Annotated in this window: 27 protein-coding genes and 2 tRNA genes; 16 read left to right on the top strand and 13 right to left on the bottom strand. The window is 45.2% G+C overall.

All coding sequences use genetic code 11. From position 1 onward, the window contains the following. Window positions 1-320: 320 nt before the first annotated feature. The 5 genes from PN466_RS13785 to PN466_RS13765 all read left to right on the top strand — a co-directional run bounded on the left by PN466_RS13785 (window position 321) and on the right by PN466_RS13765 (window position 6,018). Window positions 321-836, top strand: a complete 516-nt coding sequence (locus tag PN466_RS13785; protein ID WP_271940212.1) for a hypothetical protein — start codon at window positions 321-323, stop codon at window positions 834-836. Continuing rightward, window positions 818-1,318 (top strand): HEAT repeat domain-containing protein, encoded by a 501-nt coding sequence (locus PN466_RS13780; RefSeq protein ID WP_313898610.1) that lies wholly within the window; start codon window positions 818-820, stop codon window positions 1,316-1,318. Before PN466_RS13785 ends, PN466_RS13780 begins: the two co-directional genes overlap by 19 nt. Before the next feature lie 120 nt (window positions 1,319-1,438). Next, window positions 1,439-2,311, top strand: coding sequence for an NAD(P)-dependent oxidoreductase (locus PN466_RS13775; RefSeq protein WP_271940211.1), 873 nt, complete (start codon window positions 1,439-1,441; stop codon window positions 2,309-2,311). Window positions 2,312-2,530: 219 nt separating this feature from the next. Beyond that, on the top strand, window positions 2,531-4,930 hold the full coding sequence (locus PN466_RS13770) for a M48 family metalloprotease (RefSeq protein ID WP_271940210.1): 2,400 nt from the start codon (window positions 2,531-2,533) through the stop codon (window positions 4,928-4,930). 626 nt (window positions 4,931-5,556) lie between these two features. Then, window positions 5,557-6,018, top strand: a complete 462-nt coding sequence (locus tag PN466_RS13765) for an RNA recognition motif domain-containing protein (protein WP_271940209.1) — start codon at window positions 5,557-5,559, stop codon at window positions 6,016-6,018. A 49-nt stretch (window positions 6,019-6,067) separates the two neighbouring features. Here PN466_RS13765 and PN466_RS13760 read toward each other — a convergent pair whose 3' ends face one another. After that, the gene (locus tag PN466_RS13760) at window positions 6,068-6,466 is read right to left on the bottom strand and encodes a response regulator (protein ID WP_271940322.1); all 399 of its coding nucleotides are present in this window, start codon (window positions 6,464-6,466) and stop codon (window positions 6,068-6,070) included. A 131-nt stretch (window positions 6,467-6,597) separates the two neighbouring features. On the opposite strand from PN466_RS13760, the gene PN466_RS13755 reads away from it, so the two are divergent. Then, window positions 6,598-6,669 (top strand) — tRNA-Gln (locus tag PN466_RS13755). A gap of 652 nt (window positions 6,670-7,321) precedes the next feature. On the opposite strand, the gene PN466_RS13750 is transcribed toward PN466_RS13755, so the two are convergent. The 4 genes from PN466_RS13750 to PN466_RS13735 all read right to left on the bottom strand — a co-directional run bounded on the left by PN466_RS13750 (window position 7,322) and on the right by PN466_RS13735 (window position 9,559). Then, window positions 7,322-7,813: a hypothetical protein gene (locus tag PN466_RS13750; protein ID WP_271940208.1), complete on the bottom strand. Its 492-nt coding sequence runs from the start codon at window positions 7,811-7,813 to the stop codon at window positions 7,322-7,324. A gap of 408 nt (window positions 7,814-8,221) precedes the next feature. Then, the gene (locus PN466_RS13745) at window positions 8,222-8,716 is read right to left on the bottom strand and encodes a hypothetical protein (RefSeq protein WP_271940207.1); all 495 of its coding nucleotides are present in this window, start codon (window positions 8,714-8,716) and stop codon (window positions 8,222-8,224) included. Window positions 8,717-8,857: 141 nt separating this feature from the next. Next, complete coding sequence (locus PN466_RS13740; protein ID WP_271940206.1) at window positions 8,858-9,145, bottom strand: hypothetical protein; 288 nt, start codon at window positions 9,143-9,145, stop codon at window positions 8,858-8,860. 57 nt (window positions 9,146-9,202) lie between these two features. Further along, window positions 9,203-9,559, bottom strand: coding sequence for a hypothetical protein (locus tag PN466_RS13735; RefSeq protein WP_271940205.1), 357 nt, complete (start codon window positions 9,557-9,559; stop codon window positions 9,203-9,205). A gap of 280 nt (window positions 9,560-9,839) precedes the next feature. Here PN466_RS13735 and PN466_RS13730 point away from each other — a divergent pair, with 280 nt between their 5' ends. Continuing rightward, on the top strand, window positions 9,840-10,109 hold the full coding sequence (locus tag PN466_RS13730) for a helix-turn-helix domain-containing protein (RefSeq protein ID WP_271940204.1): 270 nt from the start codon (window positions 9,840-9,842) through the stop codon (window positions 10,107-10,109). Window positions 10,110-11,023: 914 nt separating this feature from the next. Here the strand turns inward: PN466_RS13730 and PN466_RS13725 are convergent. Then, complete coding sequence (locus tag PN466_RS13725) at window positions 11,024-12,607, bottom strand: hypothetical protein (protein WP_271940203.1); 1,584 nt, start codon at window positions 12,605-12,607, stop codon at window positions 11,024-11,026. 435 nt (window positions 12,608-13,042) lie between these two features. Here PN466_RS13725 and PN466_RS13720 point away from each other — a divergent pair, with 435 nt between their 5' ends. The 6 genes from PN466_RS13720 (at window position 13,043) to PN466_RS13695 (ending at window position 17,595) form a co-directional block, all read left to right on the top strand. Then, complete coding sequence (locus PN466_RS13720) at window positions 13,043-14,023, top strand: hypothetical protein (protein ID WP_271940202.1); 981 nt, start codon at window positions 13,043-13,045, stop codon at window positions 14,021-14,023. 39 nt (window positions 14,024-14,062) lie between these two features. After that, window positions 14,063-14,278: a type II toxin-antitoxin system HicB family antitoxin gene (locus tag PN466_RS13715; RefSeq protein WP_271940201.1), complete on the top strand. Its 216-nt coding sequence runs from the start codon at window positions 14,063-14,065 to the stop codon at window positions 14,276-14,278. Between the two features lie 3 nt (window positions 14,279-14,281). Beyond that, complete coding sequence (locus tag PN466_RS13710; protein ID WP_271940200.1) at window positions 14,282-14,506, top strand: type II toxin-antitoxin system HicA family toxin; 225 nt, start codon at window positions 14,282-14,284, stop codon at window positions 14,504-14,506. 129 nt (window positions 14,507-14,635) lie between these two features. Further along, window positions 14,636-15,406: an HAD family hydrolase gene (locus tag PN466_RS13705; RefSeq protein ID WP_271940199.1), complete on the top strand. Its 771-nt coding sequence runs from the start codon at window positions 14,636-14,638 to the stop codon at window positions 15,404-15,406. Between the two features lie 22 nt (window positions 15,407-15,428). Beyond that, a complete protein-coding gene (locus PN466_RS13700; RefSeq protein ID WP_271940198.1) occupies window positions 15,429-16,628 on the top strand; it encodes a DNA double-strand break repair nuclease NurA in 1,200 nt (399 codons plus the stop codon). A 292-nt stretch (window positions 16,629-16,920) separates the two neighbouring features. Continuing rightward, entirely contained in the window at window positions 16,921-17,595 is a 675-nt protein-coding gene (locus PN466_RS13695) for a tetratricopeptide repeat protein (RefSeq protein WP_271940197.1), read from the top strand. Here the strand turns inward: PN466_RS13695 and xseB are convergent. Together xseB and xseA are read right to left on the bottom strand one after the other, a co-directional pair. Continuing rightward, window positions 17,592-17,831, bottom strand: coding sequence for an exodeoxyribonuclease VII small subunit (gene xseB / locus PN466_RS13690; protein ID WP_271940196.1), 240 nt, complete (start codon window positions 17,829-17,831; stop codon window positions 17,592-17,594). The genes PN466_RS13695 and xseB overlap by 4 nt on opposite strands. Before the next feature lie 334 nt (window positions 17,832-18,165). Continuing rightward, on the bottom strand, window positions 18,166-19,398 hold the full coding sequence (xseA, locus tag PN466_RS13685; protein ID WP_271940195.1) for an exodeoxyribonuclease VII large subunit: 1,233 nt from the start codon (window positions 19,396-19,398) through the stop codon (window positions 18,166-18,168). 136 nt (window positions 19,399-19,534) lie between these two features. On the opposite strand from xseA, the gene PN466_RS13680 reads away from it, so the two are divergent. From PN466_RS13680 to PN466_RS13670, 3 genes are all read left to right on the top strand, one after another. Next, complete coding sequence (locus tag PN466_RS13680; protein WP_390890004.1) at window positions 19,535-20,455, top strand: prohibitin family protein; 921 nt, start codon at window positions 19,535-19,537, stop codon at window positions 20,453-20,455. Between the two features lie 45 nt (window positions 20,456-20,500). Continuing rightward, on the top strand, window positions 20,501-20,761 hold the full coding sequence (locus PN466_RS13675; RefSeq protein WP_271940193.1) for a hypothetical protein: 261 nt from the start codon (window positions 20,501-20,503) through the stop codon (window positions 20,759-20,761). 80 nt (window positions 20,762-20,841) lie between these two features. Then, window positions 20,842-21,240, top strand: a complete 399-nt coding sequence (locus PN466_RS13670) for a VanZ family protein (protein ID WP_271940192.1) — start codon at window positions 20,842-20,844, stop codon at window positions 21,238-21,240. A gap of 3 nt (window positions 21,241-21,243) precedes the next feature. Here the strand turns inward: PN466_RS13670 and PN466_RS13665 are convergent, their stop codons facing one another. The 5 genes from PN466_RS13665 to PN466_RS13645 all read right to left on the bottom strand — a co-directional run bounded on the left by PN466_RS13665 (window position 21,244) and on the right by PN466_RS13645 (window position 26,264). Further along, entirely contained in the window at window positions 21,244-21,522 is a 279-nt protein-coding gene (locus tag PN466_RS13665) for a cupin domain-containing protein (protein WP_271940191.1), read from the bottom strand. 37 nt (window positions 21,523-21,559) lie between these two features. Then, window positions 21,560-21,647 (bottom strand) — tRNA-Ser (locus PN466_RS13660). 2 nt (window positions 21,648-21,649) lie between these two features. Then, a complete protein-coding gene (locus PN466_RS13655) occupies window positions 21,650-22,588 on the bottom strand; it encodes a TIGR04168 family protein (RefSeq protein WP_271940190.1) in 939 nt (312 codons plus the stop codon). A 114-nt stretch (window positions 22,589-22,702) separates the two neighbouring features. Continuing rightward, complete coding sequence (locus PN466_RS13650) at window positions 22,703-24,508, bottom strand: PDC sensor domain-containing protein (protein ID WP_271940189.1); 1,806 nt, start codon at window positions 24,506-24,508, stop codon at window positions 22,703-22,705. Between the two features lie 484 nt (window positions 24,509-24,992). Continuing rightward, window positions 24,993-26,264, bottom strand: a complete 1,272-nt coding sequence (locus PN466_RS13645) for a hypothetical protein (protein ID WP_271940188.1) — start codon at window positions 26,262-26,264, stop codon at window positions 24,993-24,995. Between the last annotated feature and the right edge of the window lie 6 nt (window positions 26,265-26,270).

Here is a 26,270-nt window from a genome sequence, read left to right as displayed (position 1 = left end):
AATTAGGCTTGAAGGCTTAACGTCATATCTTAAGCAAAAAGGGGAGATATTGTTACAAAGTCACCTCTGTCGTTTAGAAAAGTTTATGTTTTGCCGATCAAAATCAGAATTGAGGCAGAGTTAGAGCCAGATTTGACCGATTATTGTAAATTTTTGTTAAGTCATCCCTAGGAAAAAGTTGGGGATCGGCTGACATCGACTAAAGTTCACAGGTAAGTCATAAGAGATCGCCCCTCAGTCATCTACTGAAGGGTTAGGCAAATACACAAGCCGAACCCATTGGGTGTACGATCGACATCAGTTTGGAGGAAAATCAGATTATGTTTGCCATTATTGCCTTGATTGTTGGTATAGCCGCAGGGATTGCGATCTCCTACTGGCTAATGGAAAAAAGACTCGACGAACAAAAACAAGCCTTAGAACAGAAGCATCAGAAGGTCATTGAAGACCTAGAGCGCTCTCATCAATTCCGGTTAGACAAGACCGTTGAAGATATTAGGGAACAGGCGATCGCTGATGCCCAACAATCAGCTCAAACCCATCCCACAGAGATGCCAGCCCAAGCTGCTCGTCCAGACACCTCAGAACCCTCTCAAGCGACCCAAGAAGCTCAACAGAGCCTGAAGGAAATGAAAACCCTCGTGGCTCAAGAATCGCGGATTCGCCAGGTCACCCTTGCCCAGCGAGAACGCTATCAAAGCCAGGCTCAACAAGCGGTTCAATCCTTAGAAGAACAACCCGAACCCCCTGAAGATCCCCCGATCCCGTATACAGACTCTGCACCGGCTCTTTCAGCAACTAACCCCTCCCCCCCCCCATCTCCGGAGTTGAACTAAACGCCAACTCGGAACCCCAAGAAACGGTTACCCCCTCTGAATCTGGGACAGTTTCAGCCCCTCTCGATCCAAGTCAGATTCTGCGATCGCTAGGAACTTGGCCCCAACTGTCCGCATTACCCCAATTACTGGGCTACACACGCCATCAGAACCCGGAAGTTCGCCAGCAAATCGCTTTAGCGCTCGGACAACTCGCTGCCTCTTGTCCTTTGCGCTCAGAAACCGAACGGATCATTTCTGCTCTTGGGCAACTGAGTCAAGATGCGAGTCCCCTTGTGCGTGAAGCTGCCATGACTGCCCTGGGAAGCATAAGATCCGATCAAGTTTTACCTTATTTACAACGGGGCTTAAATGATGCTGTGGCTGATGTGAAAAAAGCAGCCTCTTTAGCCTTACAACAAGCTAGACTCACCCAATCTTCATCTCCAAAACCTCGGTCTTTATGGGAAAATCGCCCGGAGAATGGGGGAATGGGGCAATAGGGCAATGGGAGAAAACGGGGACGCGGAGACTAGAATTATTCCCTGCTCCCTACTCCCTGCTCCCTATTGCCTATTACCTATTGCCTATTGCCTATTTCGTAGTTCCACATGACAACAACCATGAATCAACAACTCGCTTTTTTAGGACTTGGAGTTATGGGTGGCCCCATGAGCGCTAACCTGGCTCGTGCCGGATATCCTATTAAAGGATGGAATCGTACCCCCGATCGCCCAGGGGTAAGGGCGGCTCTAGAGGCAGGTGTAGAGATCGTTTCCTCGATTCAAGAAGCTGTAGCCACAGCAGATGTGATTTTCTCTTGTGTGGGTGATGTTCCCGATGTGGAGGAAGTCCTATGTGGCCCGGGCAGTGTGGCAGAATGGGCAAGACCGGGGACTCTGGTGGTGGATATGAGTACCATTGGACCGAATGCAGCTCAGGCGATCGCCCAAACCTTGTCCACTAAATCACTCCGATTTTTAGATGCTCCCGTCTCTGGGGGAGATGTTGGGGCCCAAAACGGCACATTAACGATTATGGTCGGAGGCAGTGAAGCGGATTTTCAAGATGGCTTACCCTTCTTTGAAGTGATGGGAAAATCGATCCACCTCTGTGGCCCAGTCGGCAGTGGCCAAGCGGTTAAACTATGTAATCAAGTCCTCTGTTCGGCTAATTTAATCGGCTTATGCGAAGCCATAAAACTGGCCCAAACACAGAAGATCGATCCTAATTTAATCGTTGAAGTTTGTAGGGGTGGCGCGGCTGGCTCTTGGGCCCTCTCCAATCTCGGCCCTAAAATTAATCAGTCTGATTTTGCTCCTGGCTTCGCCATTAAGCATATCTTAAAAGATTTGCGCTTGGTTTTAGAAATGATTGAAGCCGAAGATTTCCCAGGTACTGAGTTAGCCAATCAGCATTTTAAGAGTGTTGAGAAGCTAGATAATGGGGGAGAATTGGGCACTCAGGCGATGATGAAAATCTATCACCCCTCTTGAGGAGTGGAATTGAGAAACTGATACACCGGCTCTTCTGTAAGAACCCGTTATTTTAGCGATCGCCTCTAAGCTCTTCCCGATACCCAAACGGGCATTAGATTAGCATAGATTGAGTTAAGGATAACCGTACCCTATGCCTACCCTTCGACAGTGAAGACAAGAAATAGGGGTAGATATTCTTGCTGCTATCACTCTCAATGGCCTACTATTATCTGCTATATGTCATCACCACCCCCAAAGCGCCCGTCCTTAACGGCGGGGTTAGCAGCACTCAAGCGTCAAGAGTACGATCGCGCGATCGCCCACTTAAACGGCGTTTATACCAATGAATCAGAGGGCATTCGCAAAAGACGCGCTCAACAGGGATTAGTTATTGCTTATCGTAAAGTGGGTCAAGGGCAACAAGCACTTAATTTATGCCAGTTGCTCATCTACAGCCCCGATGCACCGTTCCAAAACTGGGCGAAAAAAACCTTACCTAAACTCAAGCGCCAGTTCCCCAATCTGGAGCCATCCAAGACCATGTCTCCCGATGATCCCACAGATGCTTTACCCATTTCTGCTCCTCAGGCTCCCAAAACGGAAGTGAAAGAACCAAACAACCGTCTGTCCTCTCCTTGTGCTACCCCAGAAGTGAGAACCTGGAAAAATGCTGGACGTGCTAAACGATGGGGTACGCTCCCGAAAACCTCGAAACTGGGATCGGATATCCGTTGGTTATGGGGTTTGCAAGGAATAACGGGGATCGCCTTTTTTGGCTGGATGGTGACTGTCATTGAGATCAGCATTGCCCTTGTCCAGTACCTGCTCTTGAAACTGCCCTTTCTCAACCCTTGGCAAATTCTCTATCGAGACCCCACGTTATTCCTATTCATCTTCTCATTATTAATTTTTATCGCTTCTCCAGCTTTGCTCTCTCTCTTGCTCAAAAAAAGGTATGAATTAGAACCCCTAAACCTGGAGCATCTCAAAACCATCCGGCCAGAATCAGCAACCGTAATTCAACGCTGTTGTCGTCAACGGAAACTTCCCCAACCTACACTGGGTATTTTACCTACCTCGTTACCCCTAATTTTCACTTATATCCAATACCCGATCGGTCACTTGCGCCCTACCGGTCATATTGTTATTTCTCAGGGAATGCTCGATCGCCTGGAAGATGATGAACTCGCTATCTTTTACGCAACCCAACTGGCTCATATTCTCAACTGGGATTTTCTCTTGCTTTCAGCTTGTGTCTGTTTCCTGCAACTTCCCTATACTCTATATTGGTCAATCTCTAAGTTAGGTGAGCGTTTGGCCGATCGCCTGGATATCCGTCTGCTAGAACTGATCGTCAGAGGCTTATCTACTCTCTTGGCAAATCTCAGTTATACCTACTATCATCTGTTCCGTCTGCCCCTACTGCTACTCTCTCGATGGCGACTGCTCTATAGTGATGCTACTGCAGTGAGTCTTACCGGTAACCCGAATGCCTTTACCCGTGGATTGTTGAAACTAGCACAAAGTTGGCACAGGGGAATTATACAGATATCTAGTGTGCCGGAAGTCGTAGAACGCTTCGATCTCTTGCTTCCCCTAGGAGTGGAACAGGCGATCGCGATCGGTAATCTAACCCCCAATCAACCCTTTGAAAGTGTTCTGCAATGGGATTTACACAATCTCTATCGCTACGGAGTTACCCTACTGAATAGTCATGGACGATTGGGCGATCGCCTGCAACGGTTAACGGATTTAGCCCGATTTTTCCGCTTAGAAACGGAGTTAGATCTACCGTTTATCCCTCCTCGTCACTTCTCTTTATCGTCGGATTTTACACAATGGCTAACCACCCAGATGAATTTCAGTTTAGAAACCCAGTTACGTTTGCCCTTTTCCTCTCCCATTCGGCTCTCTTTACCTTCAACTTTACCTGAATGGCTGAAAACGGCGATTAATTTGAGTGTTGCCACTTCGATTTTTGTTAATAATAGTCTCCCCTTATTCCCTCGCGCTCTCTGTCAAGCGTTCATTGTGGGGATCGGGTTTCGTCTGGTGTTGATGCTGGTGGGGGCGATCGCCTATTTTTTCTATGTGGGTCAATTGGTTTGGCTCTCCCAAGATCAGGATGGAGATTTAATAACCGCTTGTTATTTCATTAGTTTGAGCCTGATCCTGATGCTTCAGATCAATCGCTATTATCCGGAAGTGCGTCCCCTCCAGGATCAGCGCATCGATCATTCAGAAACCTTCGCCAAGCTCCAAATCGATGCTACTTTAACCCCTCAAAAACGCCAAATTATCCGCTTACAGGGCAAACTCTTGGGACGGCGCGGGGTTCATAATGGTTTAGGACAGACGTTAATCCTACACACTTCTGCGGGGTTGATTCGTTTACGCCATTGCCCCCGTGCGAGTATTTTCGGCGATTGGGGGATTAACCCTGTTTGCCCCAAAGATTTGATGGGTCAGTCTGTGAAGGTAGGGGGCTGGTTGCGTCGGGGAGCTGATGTGGCTATAGATTTGGCCTATTTGGAGGGGCGATCGCAACTACAAGCCAATAGCTATCATCCCCTACTCCTGTCTTTATTGGCGATCGCCTCTGGACTTTGGGGCGCTTATCTAGTTTTTCAAACCTAATGTAAAGAAATTTTGCGAGATTTCAATTTGTGTGTTACATTTCTTAACAAGAAGGCTCAAGCCAGAACAGTCAATCAACCTGGCGATCGACAACGCAAGTGCAGGGTGGGCTGCTTTGGAATCATGTGTTCTTCCTCCCAACACAGCAAGTTAACCAGCCGCGTAACCGGCTGGTTTTTACTATCTGTTAGCCATAGGATTAAGAAATTTTCTGAACAAGGGGATGACAAAATCCTGGACTTAAGGGTAAAATAATTGAGTTTTGGGTAGCTCCATCTGCCAAAACGTGATAGGTTAAATATGGCATGAAGTAAACATGGTAGAGCCACCTAAAGAATATAAATATGTGCTCGATAGCGATAGGAATACCCGGAAAATTTACAGTGACTCCAAAGGGAAAACCTGGCTCTTCCTTTTCCGAGTCTTCGGAATCGATAAAGCCTGCCATGAGACTCAATGAGCAACGTGATGCCTAACCCAATCTTAATAGTAAAGGTTTACCAACGAGGTGAATATTTTACTGTGTTTACCCATCATCCTCAGTCTACTGAATGCCAGATCGGTCTTCAGGAGGCTAGGTCATGCCATATCTATGTCAACTCAGACTAAATAGGGAGGTCTTATCAATGTCTGTTCGGTTATACGTTGGTAACTTACCGAAAGAAACGGAAAAGCAAGAGCTGGAAGCCGTTTTTGCTGAAACAGAACCCAAAGTTTCCACTAAGGTCATTACAGACCGTAAGACCGGTAAGTGTCGCGGATTTGGGTTTGTCACGGTCAAAAATGAAGAGCAAGCCGACCAAATTATTGAGCAATTTAATGGGTATTTGCTCAAAGAAAGTCCCCTTAAGATCGAGAAAGCCCAGCCTCGGAACAAAGGTAAAGAGGGGGGCAGCGCAGAAGGTGGGGCAGCCTCTAGCGCTCCTACTGCCAGCTCAAGCGGTGGCGGAAACCGTAAGAAAAATAAATCCAAGAAAAACACCTCTAGCTCCAGCCAAGATACGGGTTCCATTCAACCCGATCCTCGTTGGGCTGCGGATCTGGAAAAACTCAAAGAACTGCTGGCAACGCAAACCACTAAAAGTTAGCAGCGTTTTACCAGCAGAGTTGACTTGTAAAGGTAAAGGATTTAGTCCTTTACCTTGGTTTGCTTTTATCGATAAAACCTTGGACAATACCTTGTATGGTTTGGGAATCAAAAGGCTTAGTCAGATACTGGGTTGCTCCAGCAAGTTGCCCTTGGACTTTATCAAACGGACTATCCCGCGCCGTCACCATCACAATCGGCAGAGATTGAAACTCAGGGATACTGCGAATGGTGCGGCAAAGTTCCAAACCATCAACCCCTGGCATAGAAACATCAAGTAAAAGAACGGCGATGGATTCGTTATAAATCAAATTTAAGGCATCTACAGCATTATCAGCGACTAAAACCTCTACGCCTTGATCTTGGAGTGCATTTTGAATCGATTTTTGGACGATCGCACTGTCATCAACGGCGAGGATTTTAGGGGGAGATGGTGGAGTTGTGAACAACACGGTTGCCTCATCACGTACAGATTCAGGGACTCCCACAGGGGAAATTCGGGTAAATTTGGGGGAATTTTTCAGTCAAACCCTTGACAAACCCCTAGCACTTAAGGTTATCATATCAAAGGTAAAGCCAATGGGGTGTAGCCAAGCGGTAAGGCAGCGGGTTTTGGTCCCGCCATTCCTAGGTTCGAATCCTAGCACCCCAGTTTAACTTCATAAATTACATGCTATGACTCTCGCCTAGGAATGGCGGGACCAAAACCCACTACCCTGCCTAAAATCTGCCTAAAACCACCATAACACCTCCAAAAGTAAGGGGCAAGAAATAGGTCAAATGGGTTAGATAGTAATTAGAGTTTTCTATAGAATCCATAGAAAACTCTAAGGGGTGACGGAAAAGTATATACTATGGATGTCACCCCAAGTTGCAGTGACACCAATCATGCATATAATGAATGTCAGAGTGATTAAGGGTGACACTGACTATACATACACAGAGAGATGGCTTACACCCTGGAGCTGCTCGTAAAGAAGCCATTGCCCGTAGCCGAACAACCCTAACCCTTTCTGACCCGACTAAGACGTTGCTCCAGAAGATAATGAATGTCAGAGTGAGAGAAGCAAAGGGATCAGTTGACCCCCTAACGGGTGACAAAACAAACTTAAGGAGTTGGAGGTCTTGAGGAGTCCACTTTGCTCTACCTTCTGCACTTAATTGCTTTTGTGCTGGAATCGTTATAAGGATACCAAATTCACTTTGTGTTGTCTTGAGCTTGTTTTAGGCACAGAAAAGCCCTGGCAAAATCTCAGTAGGGGTGACGAGAAGCCAATCCTGCTGGTATGAATTATCAAACTAGGTCAGTCAACAATTGGGATGAGATTGTCTGGGTGTTCCCTGCTATTGCGACCAAAGTGTTCCCAGAAGACTCCCCACTCTCCATCCTCTCCTGGAGGAAGGGTTAAGACACCCTCATTAAATAGTCCCATCTCAAGGCTTCTGCTCTTCACTTTCATCCCCACACGAAGCTCTGGAGGAGAGCCACTGGAGGCATTTTCCGGTGAAGACTCTCTTCCTGGAGACTTTTTAGGGAAAGTCCCTTCACAACTTTCACACCCTTGCCCTGACTGGGTTCCAGCTTTCACATCAACCTTCACATCAGCTTTAACACTACCTTCACACTCTGGGGATGGACTAGGAATTCCAGATTCATTTTTCGTCGGTGAAGGCTGTGAAGGTTCCCGTGAAGGTTGAGTGAAGGTAGGTGTGAAGGCTGAATCTCTTACCCCGTCTGACTGTGAAAGTTGTGAAGGTAGATAACGATTGTCAACCTTCTCTGCTTGTTTGAACACTTCACTGGAGGTGGGGGGGGTTCATGTCTCTGACCTCCTCCCTTATGTCTACTCCAACCATGTAAGAGCCGTTGCGGTTTAATCCTCTCTCTACTTCCCAACCTACGAAACTGCAAGCCGTCAGTAGACGAGAGCTGAACTTGTTCATAGCGACAGGCTTCTGTCGAGTCTCCGTACAGAAGGTTTTGTACTCGTCATAAATGTCTTTAGTTCTTGTCTTGCATCCAGCAATGGGTATTAGTTCAGTATCCAAGAAGTCAGCCACGCTGTTTTCCGCCGTCTCCAGTTCCCACTGTTTAGACCGGAACTCTGGAATCTCATATTCACCTAATTCATTGATGACTTCATCCACTTGATGGGATGGCATCACAAGAGCGCAATAGGTGAGCTGGGAAACCTCCCTCATCATTAATTCTTCTGCCCAGTGGGAACGATGGGGAATGATGGGTGCTTGATGAGGAATTGTCCTAGGGAGAGCAAGGTATCCCCTCTGTCCCCTTCTGGCAAGGACTCCAGGAAATCAGAGCATTTCCACTTTAGCTCGCTATACCAGACAACATATCCAGCCGGCAGAAAGGCATCATAGCGTCCATGTTTCTCTCCTGGCTTCTTCTTCTGGGTGATGTACTTGATGGGCTTACCCTCTTTGTTGAGATGCTTCTCTGGGTAGCGGTTGCGCTTCTGCCAAGAGTCAGGATTGGGCTGACCATCAATGCCTACTCCCTCAATGGTGAAGCCTTCAGAGCAGACCTTGAACTGCTTCCTCAATAGAGAATTCTTTATGCCAGACTCATCTAACTGTTGCTCTAACCAATCATTGTCTGATACAATGGGGGAACGAGAATGACCCCCATATGAAGAACTGTTAAGAGAGGGGTTTCGCTCTTTAAGATTTTTGTGCATAATATCGGATGTTTTTATTTTGTGACGGACTAGAGTGTAAATCTAGCCCGTTCTTTTTTTTCGCTTCTATACTAATCCCAGATTGAGGATTCAGTCAACAAGGACAAAAGACGTGTGTACCCTCATTTTGGAGGTATTTGGCTATCGCAAAAGTTCTAAGACTTTCTTGATTTCTTTCTTAATTGCACCTCCTCTATTTGCCGGGTACTTTTTGCTGTCTAAGCAGCCTTCTAAAATAGAGCGGACTTGCCTGATGTTTTCATCGGATTCTTGACTAACATTTCCCTTGTCCAGTTGGTGGGCATATTCCAGAATTTCAGGAATAAGAACCTCTGGTAACCGGACAGGTTTAGTCTCTGAATTGAGCCACTTACTTTGGTTTGGCTTAAACCTTCTCCCGTGGGGGTTGGGTTTCAAACGAATTCTCATGATATACTCCTGGGGTCTGTAATGACTTCTACGGGAAAGAAAAATGGGGTTGCGCTCTCAAAGTTCATAGCGGTTCCCATGAGAGCGATTTACCCCTATTTCTTCCTGAGTAAAGAGAGAGTTTTTACCAGAACTAGGGACTGTCCAGTAGTAGAAAGTCAGGCAATCTTGGACGGTCTCCCATTCATGGAGGGAGAGAAGTCTGTTAACCTCTTCCCTGGTCGTTTCAACTAACTCCCTTTTGAATAAGGTGGACTCTACATGAAAGCGATCGCACCTCTGTATCAGGCAAGAGAGGGTTTCCTTGTCCATGCTGACGAGACGACCCCCAATAGGCTCAAAGGGGTTGAAGTCGGCTCCAGTCATGGCAGTAAACCCATGGGTAGAGGCAGATGCTCTAGTTCTGGTAGTCATGGCAGTGATATCTAGTTTTCAAGGTTCTGTAGTGCTTACGCCAGTAAAAAATGCACAATAGTGCTACGGGTAAGCGAAAAAATATATCGGCACTTCTGCACTTGGCGACTGCCTTCAGGTAAGCGATAATAAGGCTTGTAGGCTCTGAGCCAGGAGGGCTTGGTTACCGATACCTCTATTGTAACACACCTAATTGTTAGGTCGATACTAGTTCACCTATGGTAAGCATATAAAAATATCTATCTACGATACCCAGAAACAAAAATCCATTAGTTGAATCATGAGTCAAAAATCAGAACGCAGAAAGTTATTATTTGCTCCTCCTGAATGGGATGATGTCTACCCACTAGAGAAGTTGAGGAAAAAGAAGAAAGAACTTACGCAGAAAAAACTTGCCAAAGAAATTGGTGTTGGAGAAAGTACCTACCAACGTTGGGTAGGGAGAAATGTAGAGCCATCATTAAACTCCAAGCAAATTAGAAAGCTCTGCGAAATCCTAGGTATCACTTTTGATGAGTATTGCGACTTGTTCAAAGATTATGAAGACTAGGCTGCTTGCTGTTTCCCCCTGACCGCTATGAAGCGGTCTTTTTATTGGTCATTTGACGGCAACTGGGGTGCATTGCCTGGCGATCGCAGTAACTGCCACTCCACCAAAGTCTTTCATAACTACTGTACAGTCGTCTTACAGCGATTTAAATAGACTGAAGATGATACCAGAATGAGAGACATTGGCTCAAAGTTTATCCCTTAGGGGCACTCCCTTGCCCCGTACTACTCAGGACATGCTCATAGCGGCTCATTTTGGGGGTGTACAGTAGTTATATACCCTAGAATGACCTCTTGTACAGGAAGTCCCTTTTTGCAAGGAATCCTTACAGAATAAGGGTTGCAGTGATTTAGGTAATACAAAGTATATTACTTAGGGAAATTTATGTTAGTTGCTATTAGAAATAAATCCAACTTATCTTGTTACTTGTCCCTTTCGCGTCCATTCCTCATCACACAGTGATTCACTGTGTGGCAGCAGTTGCGTCTGAATGTGAAGTTAGACGCATTTCTCATCACCGGGTGATTCACCGGGTGATAGCAGTTACGCAGTTGCTATCAGAGCCATGAATGTACGGCGATCGTTACAGTTAGCAACTGGAATGGAAAAACTCTAGATAAAATCTGGACTAATTCCTGACAATGAAAGCGTAAGCTGCCCATTAAGCGATCGGCAAAAGCTAAAGGGAAGTTCTTTTGCCTGGTACTTTCAGTCCAGGCAAAAGAAAAATGCTCCAGGGTTTTCCTGGAGCATTCTTTTTGTTATTCATCTACTGTGATTTTAGTTATGTCTTACGACAAAAGAAAGGTGGGGAATTACACCCCTTTTTCTCCTAGGGAAAAAGAACTGGGGTATAAAGGTGAAAGCTTTGCAGAAGGGAAGAAGTTTTTACTCCGGGCAAAAAAACTGTTGAACTAGCTTCCAATCCTAGGGAGGTTATCATTTCCTCCCAGGAGTTCATTGAGTCTGGCGTTTTCCTTCTTCAGGAAGAGAATGGTTTCCTCTAGGAATTTAATGGTCTCCTGAGCTTGGGTGAGTTCATCCTTTAGCCTTTGGTTCTCTGATTTCTCAGAAATGTCAGCCATCAGAAGATTGACTTGGTTCCTGGTAGTTTGGTGCTTGTCGTATTTATCATTCATGGTTTGGGAATGTCCCAGAGACAGAGCGCGTTGGTCGCGAGTTAATCCGGCAAGCTTCCCATGGTAATTAGCCAGGTGGCGTAGGGCATGAGTTTGAGTGAAACCTTGACCTCCTACTTGCTTGACATAATCGGCTAGTTGATTCCTCATCCTGTTTCGATAAATGTCCTTGATGGATTCTGGGTTACCGTTAGTGCTTGGGGTACACTTAGGTAATTCAACCTCTGGGTCTTTTATCCCCAACACTTCAATCAGATTAGGGTAATCTGGGTGAGTCATGGGACGGGCAATACGGTTACCGGTTTTCACTGTAATATAGTGCCGCTTACCACTGGTGTCAGTCACCCAAAATCCATCCCCAATGATGACGATATTCTCATCATTAGTTGGGTCATGGAGTGCTTTAAAGGTGTAACCATCAATCGTTGCTGGTTCATCAAGATTCCGAATAGCTTTAAACTCAGACGCACGGAGTCCATAGATTAGGTTAATACAAAATGTCTTAAACCATGACCTACGGGACTCAATGTTACGCCACTGAGCCTTAGTCAGCTCATAACCATTCAGCCCTAGTACTCTAGCCCTAAAGTCCAGAAAAGCCTCAAGGTCAATAGTTTGTTCTTCAGTTTTACGAACTACTTTAAGAGTCCCGAAGTAACTTGTCACCTTATCTAGCTCTGCGGTTAGTTTGGTATCCCTGAGAAGCTTAAGAACACCAGTATAGGCATTCTTAAAACCTTTAGAGCAGAGAGTCTGAGTACCAGCAATTGAGAATAAATCAAACCAGTTTCTAGTAATCTCAGGAATGATATTTTCACCAGTAAGTCTAAGCTTAGGATTGAGCTTTTGGTGGTAAATGCCGTAAGTGACTTGATAATTTGCTAGGGTATTAGTCCTAAGCTTTTTATCACTCCTATCCCTACCACATTTATCATAGCCAGAGAGGTAGTTTTTCTTCACAATCTCAATGGCATCCCCGATGGTTAGGCAATCATCAACCAGAGTTTTAGTCCCCTTAATTTCCGACTCGTACCATTCCCAAAACTCCGACTCTGCTTTAGCCTCTTTGAGCTTGTCAAAAACTGCCAAAGCTTTCGCCAGAGCGTTGATACACCCATCGCGGGTAAAAGATTCATTGCAACCATTATTAGCTGTTGTTGCCTTGGTAGCTGTTTTGAACCGGAGATATAGTCGATTCCCCTGCCTGCTGATAGAGACACCCTTTGGGGTTGACTTCTGGCAAGCTTTGAGGTAGTAGCGCACTAGCTCATGGTCTACCAATTTGGACGGGTCAATTTGGTTAGAGTGAAAATACTCATTCACCAAAGACCATGCCTGTTTAGTGTAATTGTCAGACATCTGCCTATTTTCTGCCTATTTCCTTTTCAAGGTTCTACAAGGCAGATTTTGCAAAGCTTCTAGCCACTGAGTCAGCGTTAGCTATCAAATGGCTCTACGGTTCGAATCCTAGCACCCCAGTTTAACTTCATAAATCCGATCGTGAATGGCAAAGTCTCTCAAGCGATGCCATTCACGATCGTGCCGCATTATGCCGGCGGTGCGATCGCATATTATAGCACTGTTCGCTAGGAAATAGGTGATGAGGGCTAGGTTTCAGTATTGAACTAGGGTCCTAACCGACTCTTTCTCTGCTATATCCGATAGGAAGCGATCGCGTTACCGTTTCGTATCGGCGACATATGAAAAATATATGAAGATCTGTCATGAAGTTAGACGATCTATGTCAGGATTTCCATTACCTATTATCTAGCGCTATATCTAACTTCTTCGACTATGAAACCCTATAAATCAAGCAATATTGTGCCAATTTCTGGCTATCAATGGATAGCGCTCGCCACTGTCATAACCGGTGGTGTTGTTGGTGGGATTACGAGTTTTATCGGTAATTTCTTGTATTTGATCATTCTGTTTCCCCTGGGTATGGGATTGTTGGGAGGTGGCGCAACTCATATGGCCGTAAAAAAGGGTAAAGTCAGAAATCCGGCGATCGCAGCCTTATCTGGGGCATTGACGGGTATATCCATCTATGGTGCCATGCATGTTTTTGATTACTGGACTTTTCAGAGAGCTGTAGCTGGAGAATTACGACAAGCCTATAGCGAAGATCTGCAAACAGCACTCGCTGAAAGTGAAGAAGGAGTAACTGAAGAAGACCTTCTGCAATCAGCCATTGACATTATCTTAATCGAGGAAACTGGGCAAGCCGGCTTTATCGGGTATTTACAATTTACTGCCCAACGAGGCATGGAACTATCGAGATCGAGCAGTGGCGGTATTCCAGTGAGCGGAATAGGTATGTGGATTTATCGCGCTCTGGAATTAAGCGTCATTGCGGGAGTTAGTACCGCAGCCGGATTTCGGGCAGCAAAGGAACCCTTTTGTGAAAGTAGCGATCGCTGGTATGGTAATCCACAGCGAGTCGGCAACGTAGCTGACGATCGCTCAGAAGCGTTTATGGGTTTCCTGGACAGCAATAATTATGTCAAAGCCGGGGAGTTAATTAATACTCATCTGGATATTCCTATTCCTAGTCTAGAAGTTTATCTGCAACTGGCTCCTCAAGAAGGGATGGCTGATTCTGTGGTCACCTTGAGTAAAACATCCTTAAATAAGGATAAGAAATTAGAGTTGAAGCAAGTCTTAATGGGGATGGTTTCTCCAAGGGAACTCAAACAACTGCAAGATTCAATTCCCGAGAGTGCAGAGACACAGACGAATGACTCAGAACCTAATAACCCGGTTGATGAGACTTGAGCAAAGGCTTTGTACGGTTAAGTTAAGAGGATTACAAACATGCCATCCCAACCCCAAGAGTATTATGTTCTCATCGAACGAGATGAAGACGGTTACTACATCGGTGAAGTCCCTCAACTCCAAGGATGCTACAGCCAAGGCGAAAGCCTTGATGAACTTATGACTAACATCAAAGAGGCGATCTCACTCTGTCTGGAAAGTGAACAATACGATCGATTAACAGAATTTGTTGGTATACAGAAAGTTGTGGTTTAATAAATGTCCAAACTACCAGCAATTACCGGCGAGCAAGCCATTAGCGCCCTAGGAAAAATTGGATTTGAAATCATCCGACAAAAAGGAAGTCATGTTCGCCTACAAGATGAACAAGAGAGAAGGATAACCGTTCCAGTCCATTCCGGAAAAACATTAGGCAAAGGATTATTACGGAAAATTATCCGAGATACCGATTTAACCGTTGACGAATTTATGGAGTTGCTTTAGCACCGTTGAAGTGGGGCGGATTTACAGTATTGACGGTTACAGGTAAGCCATCCAATGAGGATGCTTCAATCTGTTGAGAGTGGCGATCGCCTGCTATCCTTGCCTATAGTGTTATAGCCAGCAAAAATTATGGATATTCCAGAGGTTCTAGCCTTAGATTTTGATGGTGTACTCTGTGATGGATTGGTCGAGTATTTTCAAACTGCTTGGCAAACTTATACTCAGGTATGGGCAGTAGACGAGACGACACCCCCACCAGCGATGGCAGAACAATTCTATCGCCTGCGCCCAGTAATTGAAACCGGTTGGGAAATGCCGGTATTGATTCGAGCCATGGTTGAAGGACCGTCAGAGGAGGAGATTTTAGCGAATTGGCGCGGGATCTGCGATCAAATTATTACTAGAGATGGACTCAAGGCTGGGGAAATTATGGATCGAGTCGATGGTAGGCGCGATCGCCAGATCCAAACCAACCGCTCAGACTGGTTATCCCTGCATCGATTTTATCCCGGTATTGTCCCTCAACTGCGATCGCTCCTGGCTAACCTGGATTTAGAGTTGGTGATTATTACCACCAAAGAAGCCAGATTTGTCCAGGAACTACTAGAAATGGAGGACATTAACTTTCCTGGCGATCGCATTATCGGCAAAAGTATCAAACGCCCCAAAACCGAAACCTTACTCACATTCCATCCCTCAGAAAAACGGATTTGGTTTATCGAAGATCGCTGGAAAACTCTCCTGTCTGTTACTCAACATCCCCAATTAACCTCCGTGGAACTCTTCCTCGCCACCTGGGGCTACAATACAGCCGCCGAAAAACAAGCCGCCAGCAGCCATCCTCGCATTCATTCTCTATCCCTAGACACGTTCAGCCAACGTTTAAACCATTGGCTATAACCTATTGCTAGAGTGCCTGATTATGCTCGATTTTAATAAACTCGCCCGTCAGATGGAAGGCATCAGCCAACATCTGCAAGATGAAGCCACCGCTACCCAGAAACGGCTGAACCGCGCTAGAGAAACCTTAGCTCAAGCGAGCGATCGCCTAGATGAGTTAATCTCTTCCTATGAGCAATGGTCGAATCATTTTGGATTTAATGCCGCCTTTCCCATTGAACCCTTAGATACGGTAGTGGATATTCAAAATGCGCCTCAAGTCCATACCGTTATCTCTACCGACGGTTCCCAGATGGCTCCCTCCCACCATGAAATTGCCTATTGTTATCTGATTAATACGGGACGAGTCGTTTTTTATTATGGTCAAAATCGGGCTGCAATTCTCGATAGTCTCCCTGAAGCCTTTTATCGTCAAGAAGATCTCTATGTCTCTCGCCAATGGGGAATTCGCACGGATGAATGGATGGCGTATCAGCGTACGGTATCAGAGGCAGTGGTATTGGCGGAATTAGGGGTAAGAGTGGCTACTGAAACGCAAGGAGAATTAGACGAACAGTTGCCCGCCCTAGCCATGGTGGATGGTTCTTTAATTTATTGGCATTTAGAGCCATTACCGGGTGGGGCACGCGATCGCCTTTTACCCCCGATTCTAGACGCTTGGGAAACCCTCCAACATCATCGTATTCCCCTTGTCGGTTATTTGAGTTCGTCTCGCAGTGGAGAAGCACTTAACTTTCTGCGTCTTGCCCACTGTCCTCATCCCGAACCCAATTGTATGGCTCACTGTGGTGGGCAAACAGATAAGGCACCCTGTCAAGTTTTACATCCCTTGCGAGATAGTTCAGTCTTGGGAGGTTGGCTAAAACCGGGACAGCGCAGTGGGTTATGGAGGTCTTCGGCACGAATTTTAGAGCAGTATCGAGAACAAGTAGTGTATTTTTGTTACCTGCATGTGGGGAAAGAAATTGCCCGTGTGGAATTTCCCCAATGGGTGGTTGAAGATGCCCAATTATTAGAGCAAGCATTAAGTTTCACCCTCGCTCAAGTAGCGAAAGGCTATGGTTATCCGATCGCCTTATCCGAAGCTCATAATCAAGCGGTGGTGCGGGGAGGCGATCGCCATCGGTTTTTCCTCTTGTTGGAACAGCAGATGATTAAGGCAGGTCTGAAAAATATTGGTACATCTTATAAAGAAGCCCGTAAGCGAGGTTCGATTGCTTAAATTAGGTAATCAGTAATAGCAATAGACACTGAGTTTTAACTCTCAACTCCCTACGGATGCAATACTCAGGAAAATGGGTTATTGTAACTGTAAATTCACGCAAAAACTTTCCCGAAAAACCTTAAAAATGGGGTCTTTTGAAGGAAAAGCCGGTTTGCGGGTTACCGATTACCCACGATCAGCGCGTAGCGCTATAAGTGAATTCCACATTGGGGGACTGGGTTTGAATAGAACGAAACTCTAGACTCTTGGGGTTCATTTTGTTCTGGCTCAGTCTTACTCTATTAACCCTATGAATATCGGATCTAACCTGATGCAGGCGAAACAGTTACTCAACCATGGTGTCGTAGTTGCTCGAATGGGCGATCGCCAAAATGCTTTTGAATGTTTTGATCGGGTTCTCCAATTAGCCCCTGATTACGCCAAAGGATATAATAACCGAGGCTTAAGTCGCTATAATCTAGGAGATTATCAGGAGGCGATCGCGGATTTCGATCGGGCGATTACCCTGAATCCTGAGTATGTGAGAAGTTATTACAATCGAGGGAATACTTACCGCAAACTCAAACAGTGGAATCAAGCGTTAGCTGATTTTGAGCGGGTAATCCAATTAGATCCCGAATCAGCAAAAGGGTATCTGAGTCGAGGAGCCGTGTATTGGGAATTGCAGCAGGAGTCAGAAGCACTACAGGATTTTAACCGCGCCATTGAATTGAATCCTGAGTTAGCGGCCGCCTATAATAACCGAGGATTAGTTTATGCCGCTCAAAATGAGGTTTTTAAAGCCTTAGCTGATTTTAATTATGCCCTGGCATTGAATCCTCAGTTTGCACAAGCGTATTATAATCGCGGCGATTATTTGATGAAACTGGGCGATTATCAAGGAGCAGCAGAAGATTATAGGCAGGCGTTGAATGCTAATTTGCTGTTGATCCGAGGGATATCGAAAAGCAAGCGAAGCGATTAGAAGTCTGGATCTTCACTTAAGGTTTCGATCATCAAATCCATTTGCGATCGCTTGTGCGCGAGAAAGCTCTCACACTCTTTAAGATATTCTACAGCCCGAGTAAATTGATTGAAGACTTCCGCTAAGTCCATATCTCCCGCTTCCATTTGGTTAATAATAGCTTCAACTTGGGCAACGGTTTCTTCATAATTCCAATCCGATTGAGGTGTAGAGTTATTCTTGGAGGATTTAGGCATAATAAACCTGAACGAGTGAGGGTCTAGTGAACGATGGATAGGGAACAGGAGATGATTAGGACGTGGGTGGTTATAACTGTACCCCTATCGGTTGTTGCTCATAGAAATAGCTTAGGCCTCTCAGTTGCTTCCAGTAGGTAATCAGGAATACATTCCTCTTCTCTTTCGCTACATAGAGCATTTTGCACTCTAGGAATAGGCACGAATAGCAATCAGCAAAAGCTTGTATGGGTTAGATCTAAGGCTCCAAGCTGTACTCCATAGAACAGACCATCACTATACAGTAGTTTCCTCTATTATGCAGTACCTTGTTCAATCAGGAATTACAGAATGATCAAGGGAGAATTTCTACAATTTTGACCTTCACTTGACCTTGACCCAATCCAATTGATAGTTCTTGGTCTGACTTTAGGGAACTTACAGAGCGCACAATTTCTCCGTTTTCGCTGCGGACTAAAGCATATCCCCGTTTCAAGACATTATGAGGATCGAGAGTAGACAGTTTTTGGCGCAAATAGTCACATTTTTGAGTTTGTTGTTGTAGTGCTTGTAGACTGAGTTGGATTAATTGACGGCGCTTCCAGTCTAAGGTTTGTTCTTCCTGTGTAATTTGGCGATCGAGTTGCAGACGATAGAGGCGGTTTCGCAAGAGATTAAGTTGATGCTGATGTTGGTTGAAGTAGGTGTGAGCAACGTCGATCAGCGCTAGACAACGGTCTTCATGTTCATTCAAGAGGGTAGAGAGTTCTGGGACAGCTCGATTGGCCGCAGCGGTAGGGGTATGGACATAGAGATCGGCAGCTAAGTCGGCGAGGGATTCATCCCTCTGATGACCGATACCGGAAATAATGGGAATGGGACACTCGGCGATCGCCTTAACCACTCGCTCATCATTAAACGCGGCTAAATCTTCCGTCGCTCCTCCCCCTCTGGCTAGAATAATTACTTCAGCCCGACCATCACTTTCTACCTGTTGAATGGCTCTGACAATAGAACTGGGGGATTGTTCGCCTTGTACCAGAGCTGGACAAAAGAGGACATGCAACCCAGGATAACGGCGCTTGAGAGTGCGTTGAATATCCCCCCAGGCGGCGGCTTGACGTGAGGTAATTACGGCCACAATGTTTGGATGGGACGGAATGGGTTGTTTGCGATCGGGGTCAAAATAGCCTTCAGCCGCTAGGCGATCGCGCAATTGTCGATATCGAAGGGCTTGTAAACCTTCCCCTCCCGGAAGCACCTGATAGACCATTAATTGATATTGTCCTCTAGGGGGATAAATCCGCAGGGTTCCCAGTACCACAATTTTAGCCCCCGCAGTCGGTTGAGTCATCAGTCGAGATAAGGCATTATTCCACACCACACAATTGAGACTTGCTTTTACTTCCGGATCTTGTAGCGTGAAAAATAATCCGCTGCTATATTGGCTAGCACTTGACACTTCACCCGTAACCCAAATTTGCTGAAGGCGTTCATCTCCTTCTAAGCGCATTTGTAAATATCGGGTGAATTCATTTACGGAAACCGCTCGTTCAGGAACTAACAAGTTGGGTAAGGGAAATGTCATGGGAGTTGTTTTAAGGGAAGTTTAAGAGAACTGAGGTATTCTTTTCACAAGATAACAGATAGTGAACTTTTCTTTACCTTTGCCCTAGAGGTTAACGACCCTGAACTACCCTATAAAGGTACTGATCTTCGCAACAATCATGTTTATTCCCTATCTCCTCACGTCATTGTTAGCGTTGGCGATCGCCTTAGGCAGTACCTCTATTGATGCTATTCCCGAACATCGCCAACGTCAAATCAGAGTCATCTCTCTTCTGATTGGTGTAATTGGTTTTTTGGCGACTTTATCCCAATGCTTGGTTGTGATGTCAACGGGTAAAGTCGCTGTTGTCGAAATCCTTGGAAAAGTTCAAGAAAAGCCCCTGAAACCTGGCGTACACTTGACCAATCCTATGGCCAAAATCACAACGTTTTCTACTCGCCTCAAAGACATTAAAGAAACAGTAAGTGCAACCTCAAAAGAAGGTCTAAATCTAAGTATGGATGTCAGTTTACAATATAAACTTGACCCTCAACAAGTTGCCAACGTTTATGAAAATATTGGCACAGATGAGACCGAAATCATCATCTCTCGCTTTCGATCGCTGATTCGAGAAATTTCTGCCCGTTATGAAGCCCGTGAAATTTATGGAGAAAAGCGCCAAGAGATTGCCCAAACGCTACAAGACTCTTTGATTAGTCAACTACAACCGTTAGGCTTCACCGTCGATCAAGCTCTGCTCAGAAATGTCACCCTTCCTGACTCCATTCAAGCGGCGATTCAGGAAAAACTAGCTGCCCAACAAGAAAGCGAGCGCCAGGAATTTATTAATGAAAAAGAGCGCCAAGAGATTGAATTTGAGATCGAAAAAGCGCAAAAAGAAGCAGAAAGACAACGAATAGAAGCCCAAGGCATTGCCGATGCCCAAAAACTGCTGGCTCAAGGGTTAACGCCACAAATTATACAGCTTAAGTCCATTGAAGCGACGCAAAAATTAGCTGAATCTGAAAACAGCAAAGTGATTATTATTGGTGGAGGCAAGGACAACTTACCCTTAATTCTGCAACAATCAGAATAAGGATGCATTCTATCCCCCTATTTTCTTATCCCTTATTACTAGCCTATGCCCCGTTTTACTCCCTATACCTTGCAAATGCAAATTACCCGTATGTTCCAGGATGGACAATCGTTGTTTGCCCAAATTAAAGTGAATGATTGGCTCAAGGAGCATAACCAAGACCCCAACGACTACAATATAGAGTTTGAGCAAATTCCAGCACCTCCGGGATCGGCTGAGGTTTATGCGATCGCCATTCACGTTGAACGCAAAGATGGAGAACCTGTAGAAGAGTGGCTCTTAGAAGAAATTAACCGTCAAGGATAAAATAAAAACCAGAACAATTTAGGGAACTGCGATCGCGCTATTGAGCGTCTGTATACAGACCGACTCATTACTGCTCCCTTATGAGAACGCCTACTCCTAAAAAAGCCGATCGCCGATGGATCATTGCCTTCTGGATCTATTTCGGCGTATTGTTGCTCATATCCCTAGCTGCTTATTTACGCTGGATTCCTGCCCGTGTAGCCGATTACGATAAATTCGGGCATTTATTTCTCATTGGTACTGCTGGAATTCTAAGCCATCAAGCCCTGGGACAACGGATGATTCAACTGGGAAAAATATCTCTTCCCCTAGGGCCAATTTTAGTCACCATCTTTTCGCTCATTGATGAAACCTTACAGATTTTTTCTCCAGCCCGCAGTTATAGCTTGATCGATCTGATGGCGAATTGGATCGGTATCTGGATGTTTTATTGGCTCTTGGTCATCATCCGTAGACTGCTTGCACCAGTCAGAGAATAAGGATTAATCCATGGAATAATGTTTGCGAACCGGTTGAAGAATGTTCCAGCTACAGGAGAGTCCAGCGGGAAACGTAACTAAATCCCCTTCACCAAATTTGACCGGTTCTCCGCCATCGGGAGTGACGATGACTTGGCCGGTAAGTAAGTAACAGGTTTCTGAGCAGTCATAAGTCCAGGGAAACTCAGAGACTTCTTTTGTCCAAATTGGCCAATCCCAGATTCCCAGTTGATCCAGGTATTCGCGGCTCGGTTGATGCTCAATTTGTATCGTAGAAGTCATAAGAGGGCAAACCTGATTCACTCAACCGACAAGGGAACGGAGAGGGGGGGATTCGAACCCCCGGGACGCTGTTAACGCCCACTCGATTTCAAGTCGAGCGCATTCGACCACTCTGCCACCTCTCCAGTCACAGTCTATTAGTATAGCCTATTTGGGCAGCAGATGGGCGGTATGTATAGAGAATTTCTTCACTTTCTATTTTGAACTGGTGATTGACCCACACTAAGCTCGCTTGGGTAACCGTTTGGTTTTCTAGGGTAACGAGGGAGAAGTTGCGGGATTTCCCGGTTGCAGTGGTGATAATCCGGGGGACTCTAGCTGCATTAAGATAAATTGTACCTTGATTATCTTGAGCGATCGCCTCTCTTAATTGTGCTTTGGTGTGGCGCAGACGGTGATGCATATGGCCAAACGTCACCAAGGGAATCTGTTTTCCCTGCTCTCGAGTTCCCAAGATCGCTGCTCGAAAATCCGGCTCGCCAAAGTCTCCCCCCAAAGGATTCCAATCTTTGCCACAAATATCTTCTGGTTGATCTCCAAGACCTTGGGGGCCACAATGACCCATAAAAATGACTGTCTCATAGGCGGTTTTCTGGGCAGCCGCGATAATTTTATCCGCAGATTCCATAAAGCTATTCACACCATAACGCTCTTGATAAAAGCCTCCATTCTGCCAGACGGGGCCACCCCAACTAAAGGGCCGAGCGCCCACAACACTGAGCTGAAATTGGGGAAAATTGAGATAACCAAACCCCACATGGGTATCGCCGAGTAACTTGAGCTGGTCGCTTACCCGGTCTTCTAACTGACGATTGTAGGGACATTTCTTCCGACCCCAAGGAGAGGCAGTATACCAACAATCATGGTTTCCTAAAACGATCGCCTTCGGTAAGTCTAACGCGGCGATCTCCTCCACCACCGGAATTGACTCATTGCCAAAGTCACCCACAAATAATACTAAATCCACTCCTAAAGCATGTAGTGCTTGTGCATCGGCACTTTCCCATTGATCGTGTACATCTCCTACCACGGCGATCTTCAGGGAAGGTTGCTTGGCTTCATTCATGGAATTCTCTAATCACGTCAATTAAGTATACTATAGTCGATTCAAATGTACGATTCGTTCAGGAAGACTCTAGCCGCGATCGGTCGTTCGGCCTTACAATCCTGCTTCACTGTACTATTGGGGAATTAGACTTAGAATTCTATCATATTCAAAATTATGGAAACAGATCGCGATCGCCTCAGAAAAATCGGGATTGTTTTCAGCAATAGCGCAAATCACTTCAGCCATTTTCTGCTTGTTACCCGTGAGGGTAGCTTGACGCAGTCGCTGTTGTAATTCGGGTGAGAGCGCCTGATTGAGATAAATACGCCCTGCCTCAATTTTTGAGAGATCGAGAACGTTATTAATTAAATTTAGCAAGTGTTCGCCACTGCGGTTGATAATGCCGATACTTTGTTGTTGCTCGCCAGAGAGCGTTTGAGAGCGAGTTAAGATTTGAGTAAATCCCAAAATAGCATTCAGAGGAGAGCGCAACTCATGGCTCATATTGGCAATAAAGGTACTTTTGGCTTGGTTGGCAACTTCAGCTTTTTCTTTGGCAACTTCTAATTGGGCAGTGCGTTCGGCGACTCGTTTTTGTAAGGTCGTAAAAGATTCTTTCAGTTGTGCCGACATTTGGTTAAAAGATTTGGCCAGTTCTCCGATTTCATCGGTGCGATCGATCTTGACTGTTTTATCCCATTCTCCTCTGGCAATATCTTTTGCTGCTGCATTCAGTTTAAGAATGGGTTGAGCAATTCGGCGGGCAGAAAAAATGCCTAGGATCGCCACGCTGACAGAAGCGGCAATGCAAAGGAAAACCGCATTGCGAGCATTATCGTTAACGCGTCCCATAAAGGCAGCTTCGGGAACAACCAAAACAATCAGCCAATCAATACCCCCTTCATCTTGAACTGGCGTGACTTGAACAAACTGGCGATCGCCTTCTAGCTCGAATTCCAATTGCCATCCGCTTGTAATATTATCGAAATTACCAAAGGTTTCGAGTAAAAAGTTAGCCGTCTTTCGAGTTAAAATATTTTTGCTTTGAGTTGCTGTAATTCTACTGTAAGGTCCTTCGCTCGGATCTTCTAACGTTAAAAGCGGAGATCCTTCCTTTATTCCTTTCTGAATAGAGGGTTCTAAAGTTGATGTAGCGATAAAAGCCCCATTTCTTTCAATAATGAAAGTCTGACCGGATTCGCCAATTTCCAAACTAGACAGGAACTGACTGATCCGTTCTAAAGAAAAAGAGCTACCAACAATTCCTTTGATTTCTCCATTGGCTTGATAAACCGGAGTCCCCAAGTCAATATTAATGGTCTGAGAATCAATCCATTTATAGACTGGTGTCCAATTCGTTTTGCCTGCGGTAATTTGATCTTTGTACCATAGCTGTTCTCGATAATCGTAATCATCGCTAGTTTTACTCAGCCGTTTTATAGGTTTTCCTTCGCTATCAGTCATATGGACTTCATAGGTTGAGCCTGTCGATTGCCCGAATATCCCCAACCGCAAATCATTATTCGCTCCCCAGTGATAGTCCATGTATTCTCCCTTATTATTAGCATAATAAACGGCAGTAATGTAGGGGAACTGTTTGAGCTGCTGCTTAAAGTAAAGCCAAGCTCGAGGAGAGGTATCAATGGGCTGTTGTTCTTCATCAATATAGCCTTGATTAATAGCATCGGCATTGAGATTATTAATGAGATGAGGTGTTTTCAAAAAAGTTTCTACCTCTTTTTCAATGCGAAGACTGAGTTCGTTTCGCAATTGAGTAGCCACTTCGTTAACAGCTTGACGGCTGTGTTCAAAAGAGATCCATGCTACCAAACCAACGGCGGTTACAATGGGGATGACAAAGGCTGAAATCAGAAAGACCTGTAAGGGAACGCGTTGATAAAACCGAAAAATTGAAGATTTTCGCGGCTGGATTGACATCAGAATTAGCCCCTAAATTTAATGGTCAGATTTAAGCGAATTTCCTGAAGGAGAACCAAGGAAAAATTTTGGAATTGTGGCTTTCCCTTCCCCAGTATACTCAACCTTTCAAAAAAGTGCCCATAGAGTGAATATCTAATTTTAGAATTTGAAAGTTTTCACTTATCTGTATTCATTTAATTTTGACCTTGATTGAATGACTTGGTTGATTGAATGACTTGTTGGTAAATACTTGAGGAGAATTCGATCGCCGATGATGATCGTTCCCGTGTTGTGGTGGATACTCTCGAAGAAAGGAAATAGCAACAGCCGTGAGAGACTTTACCTCCTCCCCGATGCTGAGATTGCCTTCATTTATGCAGACTGAGAGTTGATCGGACAGGCTTAGATGAGATATTTGCTTTTGAAGCTTTCTCTGTCTTGTCGGCTCAGGAGAAAGGGATGAAAATGGTGAGGATCTCAAGTCCAATTCATCAGGACTCGATTACCCCAGAATATCCTGCCAAGTGAGATTAATTTGCTGACGATTTCTGACGAGCTGTTCGGGAGCCTTATCGCGCATCATCCCTTGAACTACGGCTACGCTATCTTTAATCAGGAACAGCCATTGAGTGAGGTTCACTGCTAAGGGATTTCCGGTATAGGTGAAGACTTTTAACCCATTCCCACTGACGGCGATCGCCCGTGAGAGCAGCAACATTTTATTTAACTTCAGGTTGGCTTGAATCTTCTCTATTTCTCCATAACCCATAGAAGCCTTTAATTCAGAGGGTTCTGGCTTCAGGATGGAAAAATAATGATAGCTGCGAATCACCAGATCGATCGCCGCCACAGGCATCGAAAGGGTCAATAAATGGCGCAATTCATAGCCATTCACATACATCCAGTTGGCCGTTTGGGCGATTCTCATATTCTTGGGGCCAATTGAGCCAAATTGCAAGAGCTGAGTAAACCCCCATCCGGGAATTGGAACTCCCATCGATGTACACAGATCTGAAACAATATGCCCCAACCAAATTAAGGGAGCAAAAATTTTATTTTCCCCAACCCTATTCCAGGTTTTAATAACTTTTAGGTTTCCTTGGACATCAAACGCCGTCAGGGAACCATTTAAGATATCAAACATGCCAAAAATTAACCCGAATAGGGGGTCATGACCTAAACTCAGTAAGCGATGGTTTTTTGGCGTTAATCCGGGAATATCGGAGCTAATACTTTTATCATAGGGAACCTTACAGACTTTTTCACACCATTTCAGAAATGGGTGTAACTTTCCATTGTCCATTCCCAACGTTCTCAACCATCGAGTAAATTGACTACCTTTTTGCTGATATTTTCCCAAATAATTGATATCTTTGGGAATGGCTACCACGAAGAAATCTAGGAGCGTCGCTACCAAACCGGTTATCCCCACCACTGCATAATCTAATTGAGACAGGGGCGGTAATAAATTTGGTTTTTTCAATACCTCTTGTTTAGCCCGCTCTTCCAGGGTAACCAGAGGATTATTGAGGAAAAATTGATCGTCCCAACTGGCAGACTTAAGAGGGGGAGACTTGGGAGAATTGTTGGATGAAATTTCATCGACTGAAACCCCTAAAATGTCGGCGATGTCTTGCATGTCTTTTTTGAGACGCTCTAAATGTTTTGATTCTTGCTGTTGAATCTGGCGAAGAGCATTGAAATCATGATGAATACCTGACATTTTCTGATGGGATACAGAAAAATCATCTTTGAAGTTAAATAAGTCTGACATAGGGCT

The organism is Roseofilum reptotaenium CS-1145, assembly GCF_028330985.1.
Classification (GTDB): Bacteria; Cyanobacteriota; Cyanobacteriia; order Cyanobacteriales; family Desertifilaceae; genus Roseofilum; species Roseofilum reptotaenium.
The sequence above is the reverse complement of the archived record's forward strand: the minus strand, read 5'-3'. Positions and strand labels throughout refer to the sequence as shown.